Raw genomic sequence first — 15,617 nt, forward strand, 5'->3', positions numbered from 1 at the left:
GTAATCTAGGCGTGCTTACACCAATGTCAATAAGGAAGCGTCTTCCGCCCGAAGAAAGCCGCATGGCCGCGCTTGAAGCTGCGCGTGCGTTGCTGGTGGAGGCGGGGCCACAGGCTGTCACGCTCAAGGCTGTCGCCGGGCGAATCGGTCGCACGCACGCCAACCTGCTGCATCACTTCGGCTCCGCATCCGGCCTTCAGAAGGCCTTGGCCAAGCACCTTGCCGAGACGATCTGCGCGACTATCCGCGAAGCGGTGATCGCCAGCCGATCGGGCATCGGCAAGCCGCGCGACGTCGTGGACCTCACCTTCGATGCCTTTGACCGTGAAGGCGCCGGAGCGTTGGCCTCGTGGATGCTGCTCTCCGGCAACGAAGACGCGCTCGACCCCATCGTGGAAACCATTCACGATCTCGTCGTCGATCTTGAGGAATACAGCTCGGACGCGCAGCGCAGCACCACACTGGCGCTGACGCTCATGGCTCTGGGCGATGCCCTGATGGGCGGCCCGCTGGCCAAGGGTCTGGAACTGCCGCGCACCGCCGCCCGCGATCGCGCCGAACAGATGTTGATCGAGGGAATCGCGGCGCAGCAGGCTACTCAGGCGGATTAAGGTCCATCCAGCCGGGCGTCAGATCGGCTGGAATGTCCTCCACCCGCCGATGATCCACGGCAAGGCCCAGTTCCGGATAGGCCGCGCGCTGCCGCCCGGTGTCTGACTGGTCGAGCGGCACCACCACCAGACGGCGGTTGACCTTCTGTCGCCAGTTCATCCGCGCGGTGTTCTCCTGGCCCACATAACAACCCTTGGTGAAGCTCACACCATTGAGGTCCACCGCGTTGCACTCCAGCCAAAGCACTTCGCCGTTGCCCAGCTCGGCCTGCCCCTCGGCCACGCCCAGCTTGAGCCGGTGCGCGCGCCACGCGTCGTCTGCCGCTTCGTCAGCCTCGGACATCGGCCCGATCCACCGCTGACCCAGCGCGCGCAGACGGGGGTCATCCGCGCCACCATCGCCGGGATGATCTTCCCAGAACACGCCGAGCGAATCGGTCCGCTCGATCCCGATCTTGCGCCGCAGCCGGTACAGCGTCAGCCGCTTGGCCAGCGCATCGGCACTGGCCGCCTCGCAATCGATCAGCAGGCCGTCCAGACCATCGGGCCAAACGAGAAAGTCGAACAGCACCTTGCCTTGCGGGCTCAGCAGCGCGGTCCACACCGGCAGCGCGCCCTTCACGTCATTGGTGACAAGCCCCTGCAGGAATCCCGCAACATCCTCGCCGGGCTCAAGCGGAAAAAGGCGGATGAGAGCACGTTCAAACAAGCGGGTCATGACTGGTAGATAGGATGCGCCCCGGCTAAGGGGAACCCCATGGCTACGACAACACCGACGACGACTCTGACAATCCGCCGCCCCGACGATTGGCACACCCACCTGCGTGACAGGGACGTGCTCGTCGGCGTCGCACCCTATACCGCGCGTCAGTTCGCCCGCGCCATCGTCATGCCGAACCTTTCCCCGCCGATGACCGATGTGGCCGGCGTCGCCGCCTATCGCGACCGTATCCTCGCCGCGCTCCCGGCGGGCAGCGATTTCACCCCGCTGATGACGCTGTACCTCACCGATTCGACCGACACCGCTGAAGTCGAACGCGGCTTTGCTGAGGGCGTGTTTGTCGCCGCCAAGCTTTACCCCGCGCACGCCACCACCGGATCGGCCCATGGCGTAACCGACATTCGCAATATCTACCCGGTGCTGGAAGTCATGCAGCGCATCGGCATGCCGCTGCTGATTCACGGCGAAGTCACCGACAGCCACGTCGACATATTCGATCGCGAAGCCGTGTTCATCGAACGCACGCTGACGCGCCTGGTCGCCGACATGCCCAATCTGCGGATCGTGTTCGAACACATCACCACCGAAGAGGCTGCGCAGTTCGTCGAAGGGGCAGGGCCGAATGTCGCCGCCACGATCACGCCGCAGCACCTTCATATCAACCGCAACGCCATGCTCGTCGGCGGCATCCGCCCCCACGCGTTCTGCCTGCCGGTTGCCAAGCGCGAGAAGCACCGTCTCGCCCTGCGCAAATTGGCGACGTCCAGTTGTGACCGCGTGTTCCTTGGCACTGACACTGCGCCCCACGCAAAGCACCTCAAGGAAACCGCCTGCGGCTGTGCCGGCATCTTCAATGCGCCTTACGCGCTCGAAAGCTACGTCACTGTTTTCGACGAGGAAGGCGCGCTCGACCGTTTCGAGGCCTTCGCCTCGCTCAACGGTCCGGCGTTCTATCGCATGCCCGCCAACGAAAGCACGATCACGCTTGAAAAGGCCCCGGTCGAAGTCCCCGAAGTGCTCGATTGCAACGGTACGCTGATCGTGCCGTTCCACGCGGGCGAAACCCTGGGATGGCGGCTGGCCTGAACTTCAGGGCTGACGGGCCCGCTTCAGCATGTCCCAACTGTAGAGCCCGATCGCCGACCAGATCAGCGCGAAGCAGGCGAGCCTTGTGGTGTCGAGCGATTCGCCGAACACCGTCAGCCCGAGGATGAAGCTGAGCGTCGGTGACAGGAACTGGACGAAGCCCAGCGTCGAGAGCGGCAGGCTGCGCGCTGCCACGGCGAAGAGCAGCAACGGAATCGCCGTTGCCACGCCCGAGGCGATCAAGAGCGGCGTCTCCTGCCCGCCCATCAACAGCGCTGAACCGGCTGGCGAGATGGCGCCCAACCAGACGATGACCAACGCCGGCAGCACCAGCAGCATCGTTTCGATGGTGAGCCCCGGCACGGCGCCGACCGGCGCCTTCTTTCGCACGAAGCCGTAGAACGCAAACGTGAATGCCAGCGACAGCGCAACCGCCAGCGTATCCAGCGCACCGCCGAGCAGCAGGGCAATGCCCGCACCTGCCAGCGCCACTGCCGCCCACTGCACCCGCGACAGCCGCTCGCCGAGGAAGACCGTGCCGAGCACCACGTTGATCAGCGGATTTATGTAATAGCCAAGGCTCGTCGCCAGAACGTGTCCGTTGTTGATGGCGATCACAAAGATCAACCAGTTCGATCCGATCAGCAGCGCGCTCAGCACCAGCAGGCCCAGAACATGGCCGCTGGTCAGCGCCGCCCTGACATCAGGCCACTGCTTGCGAAAGCTGATGATCACGAAGCACACCGGCACCGTGAACAACACGCGCCACCCCACCAGTTCCAACGGCGGCACCGCGTGAAGCGCTCGAAAATAGAGCGGGAGCAAGCCCCACATCACATAAGCGGCCAGCGCTGCTGTGAGTCCCCGGCGCAAGGTGCTGGATTCGTTCATGCAGCGTCCCTGCCAGCAATGTTTGACTGGGCCAACCCCGGCTTGGCCGTCGTTTCATCGGCAACTGCAATCGCTTCACCGCAAAATTCAAATCTGACGCTCTGGTTGCTTTCCGTTCAGGTTGGCGGGCGTAAACCTTAACCAACGAAGCAACAGGACCAGACTCCAAACGGTGCGGGTCCTCAACGAAGTGAGGAGAACGATCATGTTCAACCTGAAGAATACCGCCCTGGCTCTGGTTGCCGCTTCAACCGTCGCTGCTGCCGTTCCGGCAAGCGCTGCAGTTCTTCCGCAGACTCAGGCGAGCACCGCTGTTGCCGCCCAGTGGAATGAAGGCTGGAATGGCGAGAGCTGGGAACATGGCCGTCGCGACCGTGACTGGCGCGGCGATCGCTACTATGGTCGTGGTTACGACCGCGACTATTACCGCAGCAACGACCGTCGCTATTACGGTGACCCTGTCTATCGCAACACTCGCGTCTGGCGCGGCAATGACGGCCGCTACTACTGCCGCCGTTCGAACGGCACGACCGGTCTCCTGATCGGTGGTGCAGCCGGCGCCCTGCTCGGCCGTGAAGTTGCCGGTGACTATGGCGACCGCACTCTCGGCGCGATCCTCGGTGCCGCCGGTGGCGCCCTGCTCGGCCGCGAGGTTGACCGAGGTGGCTCGCGCTGCCGCTAAGCCAGGCCTTCTGAGGAATTGACCGTCCTTCGGGTCGCACTGAAAGGTCGGCAAGGGAGCGCTCCGCAGATGTGGGGCGCTCCCTTTTTCTTAACCAGGCCGCGCTAATTCAACGCCATGCGCAGCCTTGGCCTCGTTCTGACACTCATTCTCACGGCCTGCGGTTCTGCGCCGGTCGAGCAGGACAAGACGCCGCTCGACCCTGTGATGACCGAGGCGCTCGAAGGGCAACTGATGGTCGATCCCGACCTCAGCCAGCAGAACATGCGCAATCTCGCAATCGTGCCCGGTGGCCCGATCGATCCGGCCCTGCCGCTCCCCGATCCGCAAAGCTGAAATCTACTCGCTGCGCAGACCCACGCCGATGCTCGCGCGTGGCTGGTCCATCTCGCTCGAGGCGACCGGATAGGCGCAATAGTCCGCCGCGTAATAGGCGCTCGGCCGGTGATTGCCCGAAAGTCCGACGCCGCCGAACGGCGCGGCAGACGACGCCCCGTTGGTCGGTCGGTTCCAGTTGACCACGCCCGCCCGGATATTGGCCCAGAAGCGGTTGTAATCCTGGGGACTGCCGCCGATCAGCGAGGCCGAGAGACCGAACCGTGTGTTGTTCGCCTCGGCAATCGCCTCGTCGAAATCGTCGACCTTCACCACCTGCAGCAGCGGGCCGAACAGTTCCACGTCAGGCCGCTCCGCCATACCTGTCACGTCGATGATCGCCGGGCTCAGAAAAGGCAGACCCTCTTGCAGCCGGACCAAGTGCTTGATCGGCCGACCGCCGGACGACAGCAGGTAGACGAAGCTCTCGGTCAGCCCGTCCGCCGTGCGGTTGTCGATCACCGGGCCCATGAATGGCGCCGGCTCGTCAAACGGCGCGCCGACGATGATCCGGTCGGCCAGATGCTTCACCTGGCTCACCACCTCGTCGTACATCGAGGACTTGACGATCAGGCGCCGCCCGGCCGTGCAGCGCTGCCCGGCGCTGGTGAATGCCGATTGCACGATCAGCGTCGCGGTATCTTCGATCTTGGGCGTATCCCACACCACGATCGGGTTGTTGCCGCCCATCTCCAGCGCCACGATCTTGCCGGGGTTGGAGGCCAGCTTGCGGTTGATCGCGATGCCGGCGTGGGCAGAGCCGGTGAACAGCACGCCGTCGATCCCGTCATGGGCGACCAGCGCCTGCCCCTCGGCCGGACCGCCGATCAGCACCTGCACCACAGCCGCCGAAATACCGGCCCGGTGGAAGCACTGCGCCAGCAGTTCACCCGTCGCCGGGGTCTTCTCCGAAGGCTTGAACACCACGGCATTGCCCGCAATCAGCGCCGGCACGATGTGGCCGTTGGGCAGGTGTGCTGGGAAGTTGTAGGGGCCCAGCACCGCCAGCACGCCATGCGGCTTGTGCCGCAGCGCCGCGGTGCCCTGCAGCGCGCTGTCCAGCTTGCGCTGCGACGTGCGGTCGGCATAGGCACGGATCGAGATCTCGACCTTGTTGACGACGCTCTCAACCTCGGTGCGCGCTTCCCACAAGGGCTTGCCCGTCTCGCGCGAGATCATCGTCGCCAGCTTGTCGGCGTCCCTGCGCACTTCGTTGGCGAAGCGGCGCACCAGCTCGATGCGGGTGGCCAGCGGCTGCGCTGCCCATGCCGGCCACGCCCTGCGTGCGCGCGCGACGACTTCTTCGACATCGCCGATCTTGCCGCGCCACACTTCGGCGCCGGTTGCTGGTTCAAATGAGACGATTTCGGCAGCTGCCACGGATTTGCCTGCTCTTCTTTTCGGTTCTTGCGCGAACGATGGGTCCTGATCCCGGACGTACCGTAACGCGGCGTTGGTTACCGATTAAACAAAATTCAGGGGCGGGACCACCCCCGCGTTTCGGAATTCACCCGGTCAAATGGCCCGCAGGTTCCGGCCTTGCGCCCATTGCCTCGCCCATGCGCCGCACGGCATCCACTTTGGCGAACAGGCTGGTCCAGTCGTCCTGCCCGGCAATCGGAGCCCAGATCGCCTCGACTTCATCGATCAGCATGGACTGCGGCGCTGCATCGGACCAGTACGGATGGCTACTGGCGGTTGCGACATAAGGCGCCAGAGCCGCCTTCAGCGCCTGCTCCTCGTCGCTCGCTCCGAATGGTCCGCGCCCGCCGCGATGGGCGAAGAAGAAGGCGTCCGGCCCAAGTCCCTGAACTGCCATCACCTTCTCGCAGGCCCCGATCAGCGCCGTATCTTCCTCCAGCCCGCGCTGTTCCACGCCGAGCCGCCACAGCCACCGCCGGGTCATGGCTTGGCTGTACAGCTCGGGATAGCGGTTGAGCGCTTCGATCAGCGGCGGCGCTTCCACCAATGTCCGCAAAGCTACCGCCAACTGCCCGCAATTCCAGTGAATTGCCTCGGGCTGGCGGCCATAGGCATAGAGCCCCTGATGATCGAAGTAGGCCGCGGTAAAGCCCGGCTCCCATTTCGGCAACCAGCGCCACGGCCCATAGTCAAAGCTCTCGCCGGTCACGTTCATGTTGTCGGAATTGAGCACGCCATGGACGAAGCCCGCCACCATGTAGCTTGCCGCCATGTCCGCCATGCGCTCGATGACCTGGTTGAAGAAGCGTACCGCCGGATGGGGCGCATCCCCGTGCCCGCCTGGAAAGTTCGCCAGACAATAGGTCACAAGTTGCGCCATCTCGTCTTCGAGCTCCAGCGCCGCCAGCCGCTGGAACGTGCCGATGCGGATGTGCCCATGGCTCAGCCGCACCAGCACTGCCGACCGCGTGGGCGAGGGCTCGTCTCCGCGATAAAGCGATTCGCCGGTCTCGATCACCGAAAGCGTGCGGCTGGTGTTCACGCCCAGCGCCTCGAGCATTTCGGTCGCCAGAATCTCGCGCACTGCGCCCTTCAGCGTCAGCCGTCCATCGCCCGCACGGCTCCACGGCGTCTGCCCTGACCCCTTGGTGCCAAGGTCCATCTGCCGCCCATCGCCATCGAGCATCTGCGCAAAGGTAAAGCCGCGCCCGTCGCCAAGGTCGGGGTTGTAAACGCGGAACTGGTGCCCGTGATAGCGCAGCGCCAGCGGTCCCGGCATGTTGCCATCCAGCGGCGTGAACCGCCCGAAATGCTCCACCCATTCCTCGTCGCTCAGCCCGGCCAGCCCGATCTCGGCCGCCGCCCCGTCATTGCGCCAGCGCAGGCGGGTTTCGGGAAAGTCCGCCGCCTTCACCGGATCGCCGATCCAGTCGGCCAAAGCCATGATGCGGGGTGAGGGGCGATAGATCGCGTCTTGCGGGAGCGCCTGCATCCGGCAATAGTGGGCATGACCAGGCCTGCCCGCAAGCAGGCACCCCCGATTTCACGCGGAATACCAGACGAAATGGCCGAATACGAAGATCGCTACTGGACCAGCAGCGACGGATTGCGCCTGCATTTTCGCTACTTTGACGGCGATTCCGCCAAGCCCCCGGTGATCTGCCTGCCGGGCCTGACCCGCAACGCCCGCGATTTCGAAGACCTTGCCGCTCGCCTTGCCGGCACCTGGCGCGTCCTCTGCCCGGAAATGCGCGGCCGGGGTGACAGCGATTATGCCAAGGACCCGATGACCTACACGCCCATGCACTATCTGCAGGACGTCGAGGCGCTGCTGGCGCAGGAAGGGATTGAGCGTTTCGTTTCCATCGGCACCTCGCTTGGTGGCTTGCTCACCATGCTGCTGGCCGTGTCCAACCCGCAGCGCATTGCCGCCGCCGTGCTCAACGACGTCGGCCCCGAGGTTTCCGAGAAAGGTCTCGAACGCATTCGCGGCTATGTCGGGCAAGGGCGCAATTTCGAAACCTGGATGCACGCCGCCCGCGCGCTTCAGGAAAGCAGCGGCGATGTCTACCCCGATTGGGACATCACCCAATGGCTGCGCTACGCCAAGCGCATCATGGTCCTTGGCACCGGCGGGCGCATCGCCTTTGATTATGACATGAAGATTGCCGAGCCGTTCGAGGCCCCGGCAGGCGCAACCCCGCAAGTTGATATGTGGCCGCTGTTCGATGCACTCGCCACCCGCCCGCTCCTGATCTTGCGCGGTGAAAATTCCGACATTCTCGAACCCGCGACTGCGCAAAAGATGGCGAGCCGCCCCGGCGTCGAACTCGTCACGCTGCCGCGCATCGGCCACGCTCCCACGCTGGACGAACCGGAAAGCGTCGCTGCAATCGGGCGCCTTCTGGCCCGGGCATGAGCCGCCCACCGGTCAAAGGCCCCCTGAAACTGCTCCACCTGCATTCGACGTTCGATGCCGGCGGCAAGGAACGGCGTGCCGTCGCGCTGATGAACCGCTGGGGGAAGGGGCGGAAGGACCGGCCGATCGAGCATCACATCGTCTCTGCCCAGCCTGGCGCCATGGGTGCCAGGGCCCTGATCGACGCGAAGGTGTCGGCATTCTTCCCGTTCGGCTTTCCGCCGCTCGCCGGCAAGCTCGGCGTTGGCCGCTTGCGCCAGCTTGCCCGGGCGATGCAGGGCTTCGACCTGATCCTGACCTACAACTGGGGCGCGATGGACGCCTGCATGGCCCACGCGGTGTTCGCGCCCACCATGGGCCTTCCGCCCCTGATTCATCACGAAGATGGCTTCAACGCTGATGAGGCCGATGGCCTCAAGACCAGCCGCAACTGGTATCGCCGCGTCGCGCTTGCCCGTGCCAGCGCGCTGATGGTCCCTTCGCGCCAGCTTGAGGACATTGCGCTCACCGTCTGGCACCAGCCGCGCAGCCGCGTTCGGCGCATCGCCAATGGCATCGACACCGGTCTCTACGCGCGCAAGCCCAAGCCCGACCTGCTGCCCCGCGTGGTCAAGCGCCCCGGCGAGAAGTGGCTCGGCACGCTTGCTGGCCTGCGCGCGGTCAAGAACCTGCCGCGCATGGTCCGCGCGATGAAGGACCTGCCGCCCGACTGGCACCTCGTCATCCTCGGCGAAGGCCCGGAACGCGAAGCGATCACTGCCGAGGCGATCCGCCTTGAGCTTGGTCATCGCGTCCATCTGCCCGGCCACGTCGCTGACCCTTCGCTCGCCGTCGGTTTGTTCGATCTCTTTGCGCTTTCGTCCGACAGCGAGCAGGCGCCGCTGTCGGTGATCGAGGCGATGGCCGCCGGGCTCGCCGTTGCCAGCCCGGCCGTGGGCGATGTTGCCGAGATGGTGTCGGAACCCAACCGGCTCCACATCGCCCCTGCGGGGGACGAGGAAGCCTTCGCCCAGGCCATCATTGCACTCGCCGCCGATGAATCCCTCCGCCGCACCATCGGCAAGGCCAATCGCGATCGCGCTCGGGCCGAATTCGACGAGGCGGTCATGGCCGGCCACCATGCGCAAGTCTACGCGCAGACCCTCGGCCTTGATGTCTTCCCGTGAACCGCACCTTGGCACTCGCCTTCATGCAGGGTTCACGCGCGTCGCGGCAGGTGGGCGGGAACAATCAATTCCGTTGAAAAGGCGGGCCCATCCGCTAAACACCGCGCCAGACACACGCTAGCAAACGTCAACCAATTCCCGAAAGCGCTGCCTTGGCTCTCCGTCCTGATAGTCCGCAATCCCGTTCCAACCAGCTCGCCGAACGCTCGGCCGGGCAGGGCGATGCCTTCCTGCGCGAAGTGGACGATGCCCTGCGCGAAGATCAGGTCTACACCGCGATCCAGAAGTACGGAAAGCCGGTCGGCGCGCTGATCGTGGCCGGCCTGCTCGGTCTGGGCGGTTATCTCTGGTATGAAAACCACAGCAACGCCAAGGCTGCCGAACAGGGCGAAGTGCTGACCAAGGCGCTCGACAGTCTGGAAGTGCGCAACCTCAAGGCCGCGACCGATGCGGTAGCCCCCCTCGCTGCCGAAGGGACCGATGGTTATCGCGCCACGGCAAAGATGCTGGCGGCTGGCGTCCTGTCCGAACAGGGCAAGAATGCCGAGGCGGCCAAGGCTTTCGCTGCCATCGCCGCTGATGCCGAAATTCCGCAAGCCTATCGTGATCTCGCCACGATCCGCGAAATCTCGCTGACCTTCGACCAGCTCGGCCCGGACAAGGTGGTTGAGCGTCTGAAGCCCCTTGCCGTTCCCGGCAACGCTTGGTTCGGCAGCGCGGGCGAACTCGTCGGCATGGCCTACGTCAAGCAGGGCAAGAATGACCTTGCCGGCGCCATGTTCGCGCAGATCGCCAAGGACAAGACCGTGCCTGATACTTTGCGCCGCCGCACGCGCCAGATGGCCGGGTTGCTCGGGGTGGATGCCGTAGAAGATCCCGGCACCGCCACTATCGTGCAGAGCGCGCAATAAGTTTTGAGGATGCATCCGATGACGCCGAAACCCACTTTCCGCCGCGCTTCGCTGACCAGCGTGGTGGTTCTTGCGCTCGCTCTTGGCGGCTGCGGTGTCTTCAAGAAGGGCGTGAAGACCACGCCGACGGTCGGCTCGCGCCAGCCGATCCTCTCGAAGATCGATGCCGGCACCAAGGTCGATGATTCGATCTCGCTGATGACGGTCGTCCTTCCCGCTGCGGAAGTGAACACCGAATTCGCGCAAGGTGGCGGCAACGCCTCGAAGTCCTATGGCCACGCTGCCCTCGCGGAATCGCCCTCGCGCGCCTTCAGCGTCTCGATCAAGGGCTCGAACGCCCGCCAGCGCCTTGCTGCGTCTCCGGTCGTCGGCGGCGGCAAGCTCTTCGCGATGGACACGGACGGCACCGTCCACGCCTTTGACGCAAGCACCGGCGCCCGCGTTTGGGACACCTCGGTCCGCGCCGAAAAGCAGAACGCCGGGTCGACCTTCGGCGGCGGCGCATCCTACGACGATGGCAAGGTCTATGTCACCAACGGCGTCGGCGAAGTCGCCTCGCTCGATGCAGGCTCCGGCGAGATCAAGTGGCGCGTGAAGCCCGCTGGACCGCTGCGCGGCTCGCCCACCGTCGCCTTCGGGCAGGTCATGGTGATGAGCCAGGACAACCAGCTCTTTGCCCTCAACGAAGCCGATGGCGCGGTGCTGTGGAGCGAAAGCGCCTCGGTCGGCCAGACCAACGTCTTCGGCGTTGCTTCGCCGGCTGCAGGGCAGGGCACCATCGTCGCCGGTTTCTCCTCCGGCGAACTCGTCGCCTATCGCTATGAGAACGGTCGCCAGCTCTGGGCCGACGCTTTGGCGCGCACCTCGATCGCCACGTCCGTCTCGACCCTGACCGACATCGACGCCGATCCGATCATCGAACGCGGCCGCGTCTATGCCCTCGGGCAGGGCGGACGCATGGCCGCCTATGAACTCGTCACCGGCCAGCGCATCTGGGAACTCAACCTCGCCGGCATCTCTACCCCCGCCATCGCCGGGGACTGGATCTTCGCGCTGACCGACGAGGCCAAGCTGCTGTGCATCGCCAAGTCGAGCGGCAAGGTGCGCTGGATGACGCAACTTCAGCGGTACAAGAACGAAAAGAAGAAGAAGAACCAGATCCTCTGGACCGGCCCGATCCTCGCCGGCAACCACTTGTGGATGGCCAACTCGCGCGGCGAAGTCCTGCGTGCTTCGGTAACCGACGGCACGGTGAGCGAATTCACCAAGGTCGGCTCCAGCGTCACGCTCGCCCCGATCGTGGCGAACCAGACGCTCTACATCCTCGACGATGGCGGCAAGATCACCGCTTTCCGCTGATCCTGCTCCCCTCCCGCAGGCGGGAGGGGTTGGGGGTGGGCCTGCTCAAGGCATCAGGCGCGCCATCACAACCATATCCTAACCCTTTGATGCGAATGACGGGTGCATGAGCGCCCGTCCGGCCCCGCCTCCGTCAGACGTCTCCGCAGGCACCGGCCTTGCCGGGGTCATCGGCCTTGCGCTGTGGGTGCTCACCTGCCGCTTCTGGCCGCAAATCGTCACCACCCTCGGCCTTTCCGCCCCCGCCGAAGTCATGGACGGCCCCTCCGCCGCGCTCGCCGCCCTGCTGTTCTCGGGCAGCGCCATGGTCGGCTACGCGCTGCTGGTGGAGAAAGTCCACCTGCGCCCGTCGACCGGCATAGACTGGTCCTCGCCCCGTCCCTTGCGCGAAGTGATCGACATCTCGATCACCAAGATCGCAGGACTCTGGATCACATGGGCCGTCATCGCCTTCGCCTACTGCATCGCCCGCTGGTACTGGCGCGGACAATACGTCTTCGCGATGGAGGTGCTGGAAACAGCCGCGCCCTTCCTGTTCCTCGGCGCCATCCCTTATGTCCTTTGGCTCGACCGGGTTCTCGTCAACCCGCGCGATGCATCGTGGCACTTCGGCGCCATGCTCATCGGACGTGAGCCGTGGGAGCCTGCCGAGGTGAAGCGCCACGCCCTCGCATGGCTGGTCAAGGGCTTCTTCTGCGCCTTCATGATCTCGATCGTCCCCGGCGGTTTCGCAGCGGTCATCCATTTCGACTGGGCTTCCGTCCTCCACGATCCCGTCGCGCTCGGCACGCTGCTGATCGAGACGATGTTCATGATCGACGTGCAGATCGCGATGGTCGGCTACCTCGTCACGATGAAACCGCTCGACGCGCAGATCCGCACCGCCAACCCGCACCTTTCGGCCTGGGTCGCGGCGCTGATCTGCTATCCGCCGTTCATCCTGATGGGCGATGGCGACGTGCTGGATTATCGTCACAACGGCGCCGAGTGGGCCTTCTGGCTGCAGGGCCACACCGGTCTGCTGTGGCTCTGGGCCGGCGCGCTGGTGTTCCTCACCGCCGTCTATGCCTGGGCCACCGTCGCCTTCGGCCTGCGCTTCTCGAACCTCACCTATCGCGGCGTGCTGACCAACGGCCCCTACCGCTACACCCGCCACCCGGCCTACCTGTCCAAGAACGCCTACTGGTGGCTCGCCTCGCTGCCGTTCCTCACCACCAGCGGCTCGATGGTCGATGCGATCCGCAACACCGTTATCCTCGCGCTGGTCAGCGCAGTCTACTATTGGCGCGCCCGTACCGAGGAAAAGCATCTTCTCGCCGAAGACGCCAAGTATCGCGAATACCACGCATGGATGGCCGAATACGGCCTGATCACCGCGGCCATGCGCAGGCTCACCCGCGCCGTCACCCCGCGCCGACCGGTCGCCCAGCCGGCCGAATAGCCCTCAGACTTCCGCGCCTTCGTCGGTCTCGAACACGCGGATCTTGCGGTCGAACAACCCCAGCGTCGCACGCTCCTGCGCCCAAACCTTCATGTGCTCGGCTTGAAAGTGCGCCTTCAGCGCCGCCATGTCGCGCCACTTCTCGGCAATGTGGATCAGCTCGGGATCAAGCACGTCCTGCCCATAGGCATACTGGATGCAGCCATCTTCCTTGAGCGTCGCCGCGATGACCTTGGCCATCATCGGCTTGATCGCCGCGATGTTCTCCACCGGAACGCGGACAGTGCCCATCACGATGATCATCAGAAGCTCTTTTCGCCATAGATGCGCGAAAGGTCGCCGCCCCATTCGCCGTGGTAGAGGTCGAGCAGGCGTTCGGCGGGTGTCTTGCCCGAAGACACGATCTCGTCGAGCGGCTGGAGATAGCCGGTCTCGTTGTCGCCCGCCTCGTTCAGCTGCGCCCGTGCAGCCAGGCCCGAGCGCGAGATCGCCAGCACTTCGGCCGCCACATCGCGCAATTTGCCTCCACCCGGCAGCGTCGCATCCAGCCCGAGCTTCGGCACTTCGGCACGCAGGCGCTCGCGCCCGTCCATGTCCCAGCCCTTGACCAGGTCCCACGCCGCATCCAGCGCACCCTGATCGTAGAGCAGGCCGACCCATAGCGCCGGCAGCGCACAGATCCGGCTCCACGGCCCGCCATCGGCCCCGCGCATCTCAAGGAACGACTTGAGCCGTACTTCGGGGAAGGCGGTGGAAAGGTGGTCGTTCCAGTCCGACAGCGTCGGCTTCTCGCCGGGCAGCACCGAAAGCTTGCCTTCCAGGAAATCGCGGAACGACAAGCCTGCTGCGTCGATATACTTGCCATCGCGGAACACGAAATACATCGGCACGTCGAGCATGTACTCGACATAGCGCTCGTACCCGAAGCCCTCCTCGAACACGAACGACAGCATCCCCGTGCGCGCCGGATCGGTGTCGGTCCAGATATGGCTGCGATAGGACAGGAACCCGTTGGGCTTGCCCTCAAGGAACGGCGAATTGGCGAACAGCGCTGTCGCCAGAGGCTGCAGCGCAAGGCTGACGCGGAACTTCTGCACCATGTCCGCCTCGCTCGAATAATCGAGGTTGGTCTGGATGGTGCACGTCCGCAGCATCATGTCGAGGCCCATCGTCCCCACGCGCGGCATATGCCGCAGCATGATGTCGTAGCGGCCCTTGGGCATGATCGGCAGCTCTTCGCGAGTCTTGTCCGGCCACAGCCCCATGCCAAGGTAGGCCAGGCCCAGCTTGTCACCGATCGTCTTGACCTGCGCAAGATGCCGCCCGGTTTCCGCACAGGTCTGGTGCAGGTTCACCAGCGGCGCGCCCGAAAGCTCCAGCTGTCCGGCAGGCTCCAGGCTCACCGCTCCGTCCGGCCCGGACATGGCGATGACGTTGCCGCCCTCGATGATCGGCTCCCAACCGTACTCGGTCAGCGCGTTCAGCAGGTCGCGAATGCCGCCTTGCTCATCGTACGATGGCGCCGCGCGGTCGGCTGTGCGGTAGACGAACTTCTCGTGCTCAGTGCCGATCCGCCAGTTTTCCTTCGGCTTTTCGCCCTTCTGCATCGGCACCACGAGCATGTCGCGGCTTTCGATGACGGGATCGTTGCTATTTGAAACTTGCCGCGTGCTCATGCCCGCATCCGTTAATGGCCGGGACAGGTTTTAGCCAGCCAAATTGTAGCACGTCACCTGCAAGGCAATGTTGCTGTTAGCGAAGGAATGGGCCTAGCCGAACCAATCGCCCTGCATCCCCATCCACAGCGCTGTCCCGGCAATCGCCGCCGTCTCCGCCCGCAGGATGCGCGGTCCCAGCGAAAGCGCCACCGCCGCCGGATGCGCCCGCACCAGCGCCCGCTCAGTCTCGTCGAACCCGCCCTCCGGTCCGATCAGCAGCGCTGCCGGCCCACTGTGGATCGAAAACGCCACCGCTGCCGGCATCCCGCCGTTCTCGTCAGCAAAGAACAGCGTGCGTTCCTCCGGCCACTCGCGCAGCAGATGCTCGAGCTTCATCGTCTCGCCAAGGTCGGGCAAGGCCGTGCGGGCGCACTGCTCGGCCGCCTCGGTCATGATCGTCAGCGCGCGGTCCGGATTCAGCTTGTCTGCCACGCAGCGCCTAGTCAGCACCGGCACGATCTTCGCCGCGCCGAGTTCGGTTGCCTTTTCCAGCACCAGATCGAAGTTCGGCTTCTTCAGCAAGGCGGCGCAGAGCCAGAAATCGGGCACCTCCTCGCGCTCGCGCAGGCGCTTCTCGATCTCGACAACAACCTCGCGTTTGCCCGCATCGGTCACGCGCGCCACCCACTCACCGGTGCGATTGTCGCAAACGATCACGGCATCGCCAGCGCCCACGCGCATCACCTTGCCCAGATAATGCGCCTGTTGCCCCTCGATCGGCAGTCGCAATCCCTCGCTCAACGTCGTATCGACGAACAGCCGCGGCGCGGATTTTGGTGGCCAGGCAGGAGTCGCGGTCATCCCAACCGCCTAGC

The 15,617-nt window shown here is 64.9% G+C and carries 16 protein-coding genes; 9 read left to right on the forward strand and 7 right to left on the reverse strand.

What is annotated here, in order from left to right:
• Positions 1-23: 23 nt before the first annotated feature.
• Positions 24-611, forward strand: coding sequence for a TetR/AcrR family transcriptional regulator (locus ACZ1JY_RS15135; RefSeq protein WP_118072234.1), 588 nt, complete (start codon positions 24-26; stop codon positions 609-611).
• Here ACZ1JY_RS15135 and ygfZ read toward each other — a convergent pair.
• Positions 595-1,329 (reverse strand): CAF17-like 4Fe-4S cluster assembly/insertion protein YgfZ, encoded by a 735-nt coding sequence (ygfZ, locus tag ACZ1JY_RS15140; RefSeq protein WP_465129842.1) that lies wholly within the window; start codon positions 1,327-1,329, stop codon positions 595-597. The two genes, ACZ1JY_RS15135 and ygfZ, sit on opposite strands and share 17 nt — an antisense overlap.
• Before the next feature lie 39 nt (positions 1,330-1,368).
• Between ygfZ and pyrC the strand changes: the two genes are divergently transcribed.
• Positions 1,369-2,418 (forward strand): dihydroorotase, encoded by a 1,050-nt coding sequence (gene pyrC / locus ACZ1JY_RS15145; RefSeq protein ID WP_465129843.1) that lies wholly within the window; start codon positions 1,369-1,371, stop codon positions 2,416-2,418.
• 3 nt (positions 2,419-2,421) lie between these two features.
• On the opposite strand, the gene rarD is transcribed toward pyrC, so the two are convergent.
• The gene (rarD, locus tag ACZ1JY_RS15150; RefSeq protein WP_465129844.1) at positions 2,422-3,309 is read right to left on the reverse strand and encodes an EamA family transporter RarD; all 888 of its coding nucleotides are present in this window, start codon (positions 3,307-3,309) and stop codon (positions 2,422-2,424) included.
• 205 nt (positions 3,310-3,514) lie between these two features.
• On the opposite strand from rarD, the gene ACZ1JY_RS15155 reads away from it, so the two are divergent.
• On the forward strand, positions 3,515-3,991 hold the full coding sequence (locus ACZ1JY_RS15155; protein WP_465129845.1) for a glycine zipper 2TM domain-containing protein: 477 nt from the start codon (positions 3,515-3,517) through the stop codon (positions 3,989-3,991).
• A gap of 117 nt (positions 3,992-4,108) precedes the next feature.
• A complete protein-coding gene (locus ACZ1JY_RS15160; protein WP_465129846.1) occupies positions 4,109-4,327 on the forward strand; it encodes a hypothetical protein in 219 nt (72 codons plus the stop codon).
• Positions 4,328-4,330: 3 nt separating this feature from the next.
• Here ACZ1JY_RS15160 and astD read toward each other — a convergent pair whose 3' ends face one another.
• Positions 4,331-5,746 (reverse strand): succinylglutamate-semialdehyde dehydrogenase, encoded by a 1,416-nt coding sequence (gene astD / locus ACZ1JY_RS15165; RefSeq protein WP_465129847.1) that lies wholly within the window; start codon positions 5,744-5,746, stop codon positions 4,331-4,333.
• 127 nt (positions 5,747-5,873) lie between these two features.
• Positions 5,874-7,280, reverse strand: coding sequence for a protein adenylyltransferase SelO (locus ACZ1JY_RS15170; RefSeq protein ID WP_465129848.1), 1,407 nt, complete (start codon positions 7,278-7,280; stop codon positions 5,874-5,876).
• Positions 7,281-7,352: 72 nt separating this feature from the next.
• On the opposite strand from ACZ1JY_RS15170, the gene ACZ1JY_RS15175 reads away from it, so the two are divergent.
• The 5 genes from ACZ1JY_RS15175 (at position 7,353) to ACZ1JY_RS15195 (ending at position 13,084) form a co-directional block, all read left to right on the forward strand.
• Positions 7,353-8,207, forward strand: coding sequence for an alpha/beta fold hydrolase (locus tag ACZ1JY_RS15175; RefSeq protein ID WP_118072228.1), 855 nt, complete (start codon positions 7,353-7,355; stop codon positions 8,205-8,207).
• A complete protein-coding gene (locus ACZ1JY_RS15180; RefSeq protein ID WP_465129849.1) occupies positions 8,204-9,373 on the forward strand; it encodes a glycosyltransferase family 4 protein in 1,170 nt (389 codons plus the stop codon). Before ACZ1JY_RS15175 ends, ACZ1JY_RS15180 begins: the two co-directional genes overlap by 4 nt.
• Positions 9,374-9,525: 152 nt before the next feature.
• Positions 9,526-10,284, forward strand: a complete 759-nt coding sequence (locus tag ACZ1JY_RS15185; protein WP_465129850.1) for a tetratricopeptide repeat protein — start codon at positions 9,526-9,528, stop codon at positions 10,282-10,284.
• 18 nt (positions 10,285-10,302) lie between these two features.
• A complete protein-coding gene (locus ACZ1JY_RS15190) occupies positions 10,303-11,643 on the forward strand; it encodes an outer membrane protein assembly factor BamB family protein (RefSeq protein WP_465129851.1) in 1,341 nt (446 codons plus the stop codon).
• A 106-nt stretch (positions 11,644-11,749) separates the two neighbouring features.
• Positions 11,750-13,084, forward strand: coding sequence for a methyltransferase family protein (locus ACZ1JY_RS15195; protein ID WP_465129852.1), 1,335 nt, complete (start codon positions 11,750-11,752; stop codon positions 13,082-13,084).
• A gap of 3 nt (positions 13,085-13,087) precedes the next feature.
• Here the strand turns inward: ACZ1JY_RS15195 and ACZ1JY_RS15200 are convergent, their stop codons facing one another.
• From ACZ1JY_RS15200 to ACZ1JY_RS15210, 3 genes are all read right to left on the reverse strand, one after another.
• Positions 13,088-13,387 carry a putative quinol monooxygenase gene (locus ACZ1JY_RS15200; protein ID WP_465129853.1) on the reverse strand — a complete coding sequence of 100 codons (300 nt, stop codon included), beginning with the start codon at positions 13,385-13,387 and terminating at the stop codon, positions 13,088-13,090.
• A complete protein-coding gene (locus tag ACZ1JY_RS15205) occupies positions 13,387-14,760 on the reverse strand; it encodes a glutamate--cysteine ligase (RefSeq protein ID WP_465129854.1) in 1,374 nt (457 codons plus the stop codon). The genes ACZ1JY_RS15200 and ACZ1JY_RS15205 overlap by 1 nt, the downstream gene beginning before the upstream one ends.
• Before the next feature lie 93 nt (positions 14,761-14,853).
• On the reverse strand, positions 14,854-15,603 hold the full coding sequence (locus ACZ1JY_RS15210; RefSeq protein ID WP_465129855.1) for a 16S rRNA (uracil(1498)-N(3))-methyltransferase: 750 nt from the start codon (positions 15,601-15,603) through the stop codon (positions 14,854-14,856).
• Positions 15,604-15,617 lie beyond the last annotated feature (14 nt).

The organism is Novosphingobium sp. BL-A-41-Hi4B-X5A (assembly GCF_055521705.1).

Bases quoted from the DNA above. Each gene is read 5' to 3' on its own strand.
- ACZ1JY_RS15135 (WP_118072234.1), top strand. From the start codon at position 24: ATGTCAATAAGGAAGCGTCTTCCGCCCGAAGAAAGCCGCATGGCCGCG.
- ygfZ (WP_465129842.1), bottom strand. From the start codon at position 1,329: ATGACCCGCTTGTTTGAACGTGCTCTCATCCGCCTTTTTCCGCTTGAG.
- pyrC (WP_465129843.1), top strand. From the start codon at position 1,369: ATGGCTACGACAACACCGACGACGACTCTGACAATCCGCCGCCCCGAC.
- rarD (WP_465129844.1), bottom strand. From the start codon at position 3,309: ATGAACGAATCCAGCACCTTGCGCCGGGGACTCACAGCAGCGCTGGCC.
- ACZ1JY_RS15155 (WP_465129845.1), top strand. From the start codon at position 3,515: ATGTTCAACCTGAAGAATACCGCCCTGGCTCTGGTTGCCGCTTCAACC.
- ACZ1JY_RS15160 (WP_465129846.1), top strand. From the start codon at position 4,109: ATGCGCAGCCTTGGCCTCGTTCTGACACTCATTCTCACGGCCTGCGGT.
- ACZ1JY_RS15170 (WP_465129848.1), bottom strand. From the start codon at position 7,280: ATGCAGGCGCTCCCGCAAGACGCGATCTATCGCCCCTCACCCCGCATC.
- ACZ1JY_RS15175 (WP_118072228.1), top strand. From the start codon at position 7,353: ATGGCCGAATACGAAGATCGCTACTGGACCAGCAGCGACGGATTGCGC.
- ACZ1JY_RS15180 (WP_465129849.1), top strand. From the start codon at position 8,204: ATGAGCCGCCCACCGGTCAAAGGCCCCCTGAAACTGCTCCACCTGCAT.
- ACZ1JY_RS15190 (WP_465129851.1), top strand. From the start codon at position 10,303: ATGACGCCGAAACCCACTTTCCGCCGCGCTTCGCTGACCAGCGTGGTG.
- ACZ1JY_RS15195 (WP_465129852.1), top strand. From the start codon at position 11,750: ATGAGCGCCCGTCCGGCCCCGCCTCCGTCAGACGTCTCCGCAGGCACC.
- ACZ1JY_RS15200 (WP_465129853.1), bottom strand. From the start codon at position 13,387: ATGATCATCGTGATGGGCACTGTCCGCGTTCCGGTGGAGAACATCGCG.
- ACZ1JY_RS15205 (WP_465129854.1), bottom strand. From the start codon at position 14,760: ATGAGCACGCGGCAAGTTTCAAATAGCAACGATCCCGTCATCGAAAGC.
- ACZ1JY_RS15210 (WP_465129855.1), bottom strand. From the start codon at position 15,603: ATGACCGCGACTCCTGCCTGGCCACCAAAATCCGCGCCGCGGCTGTTC.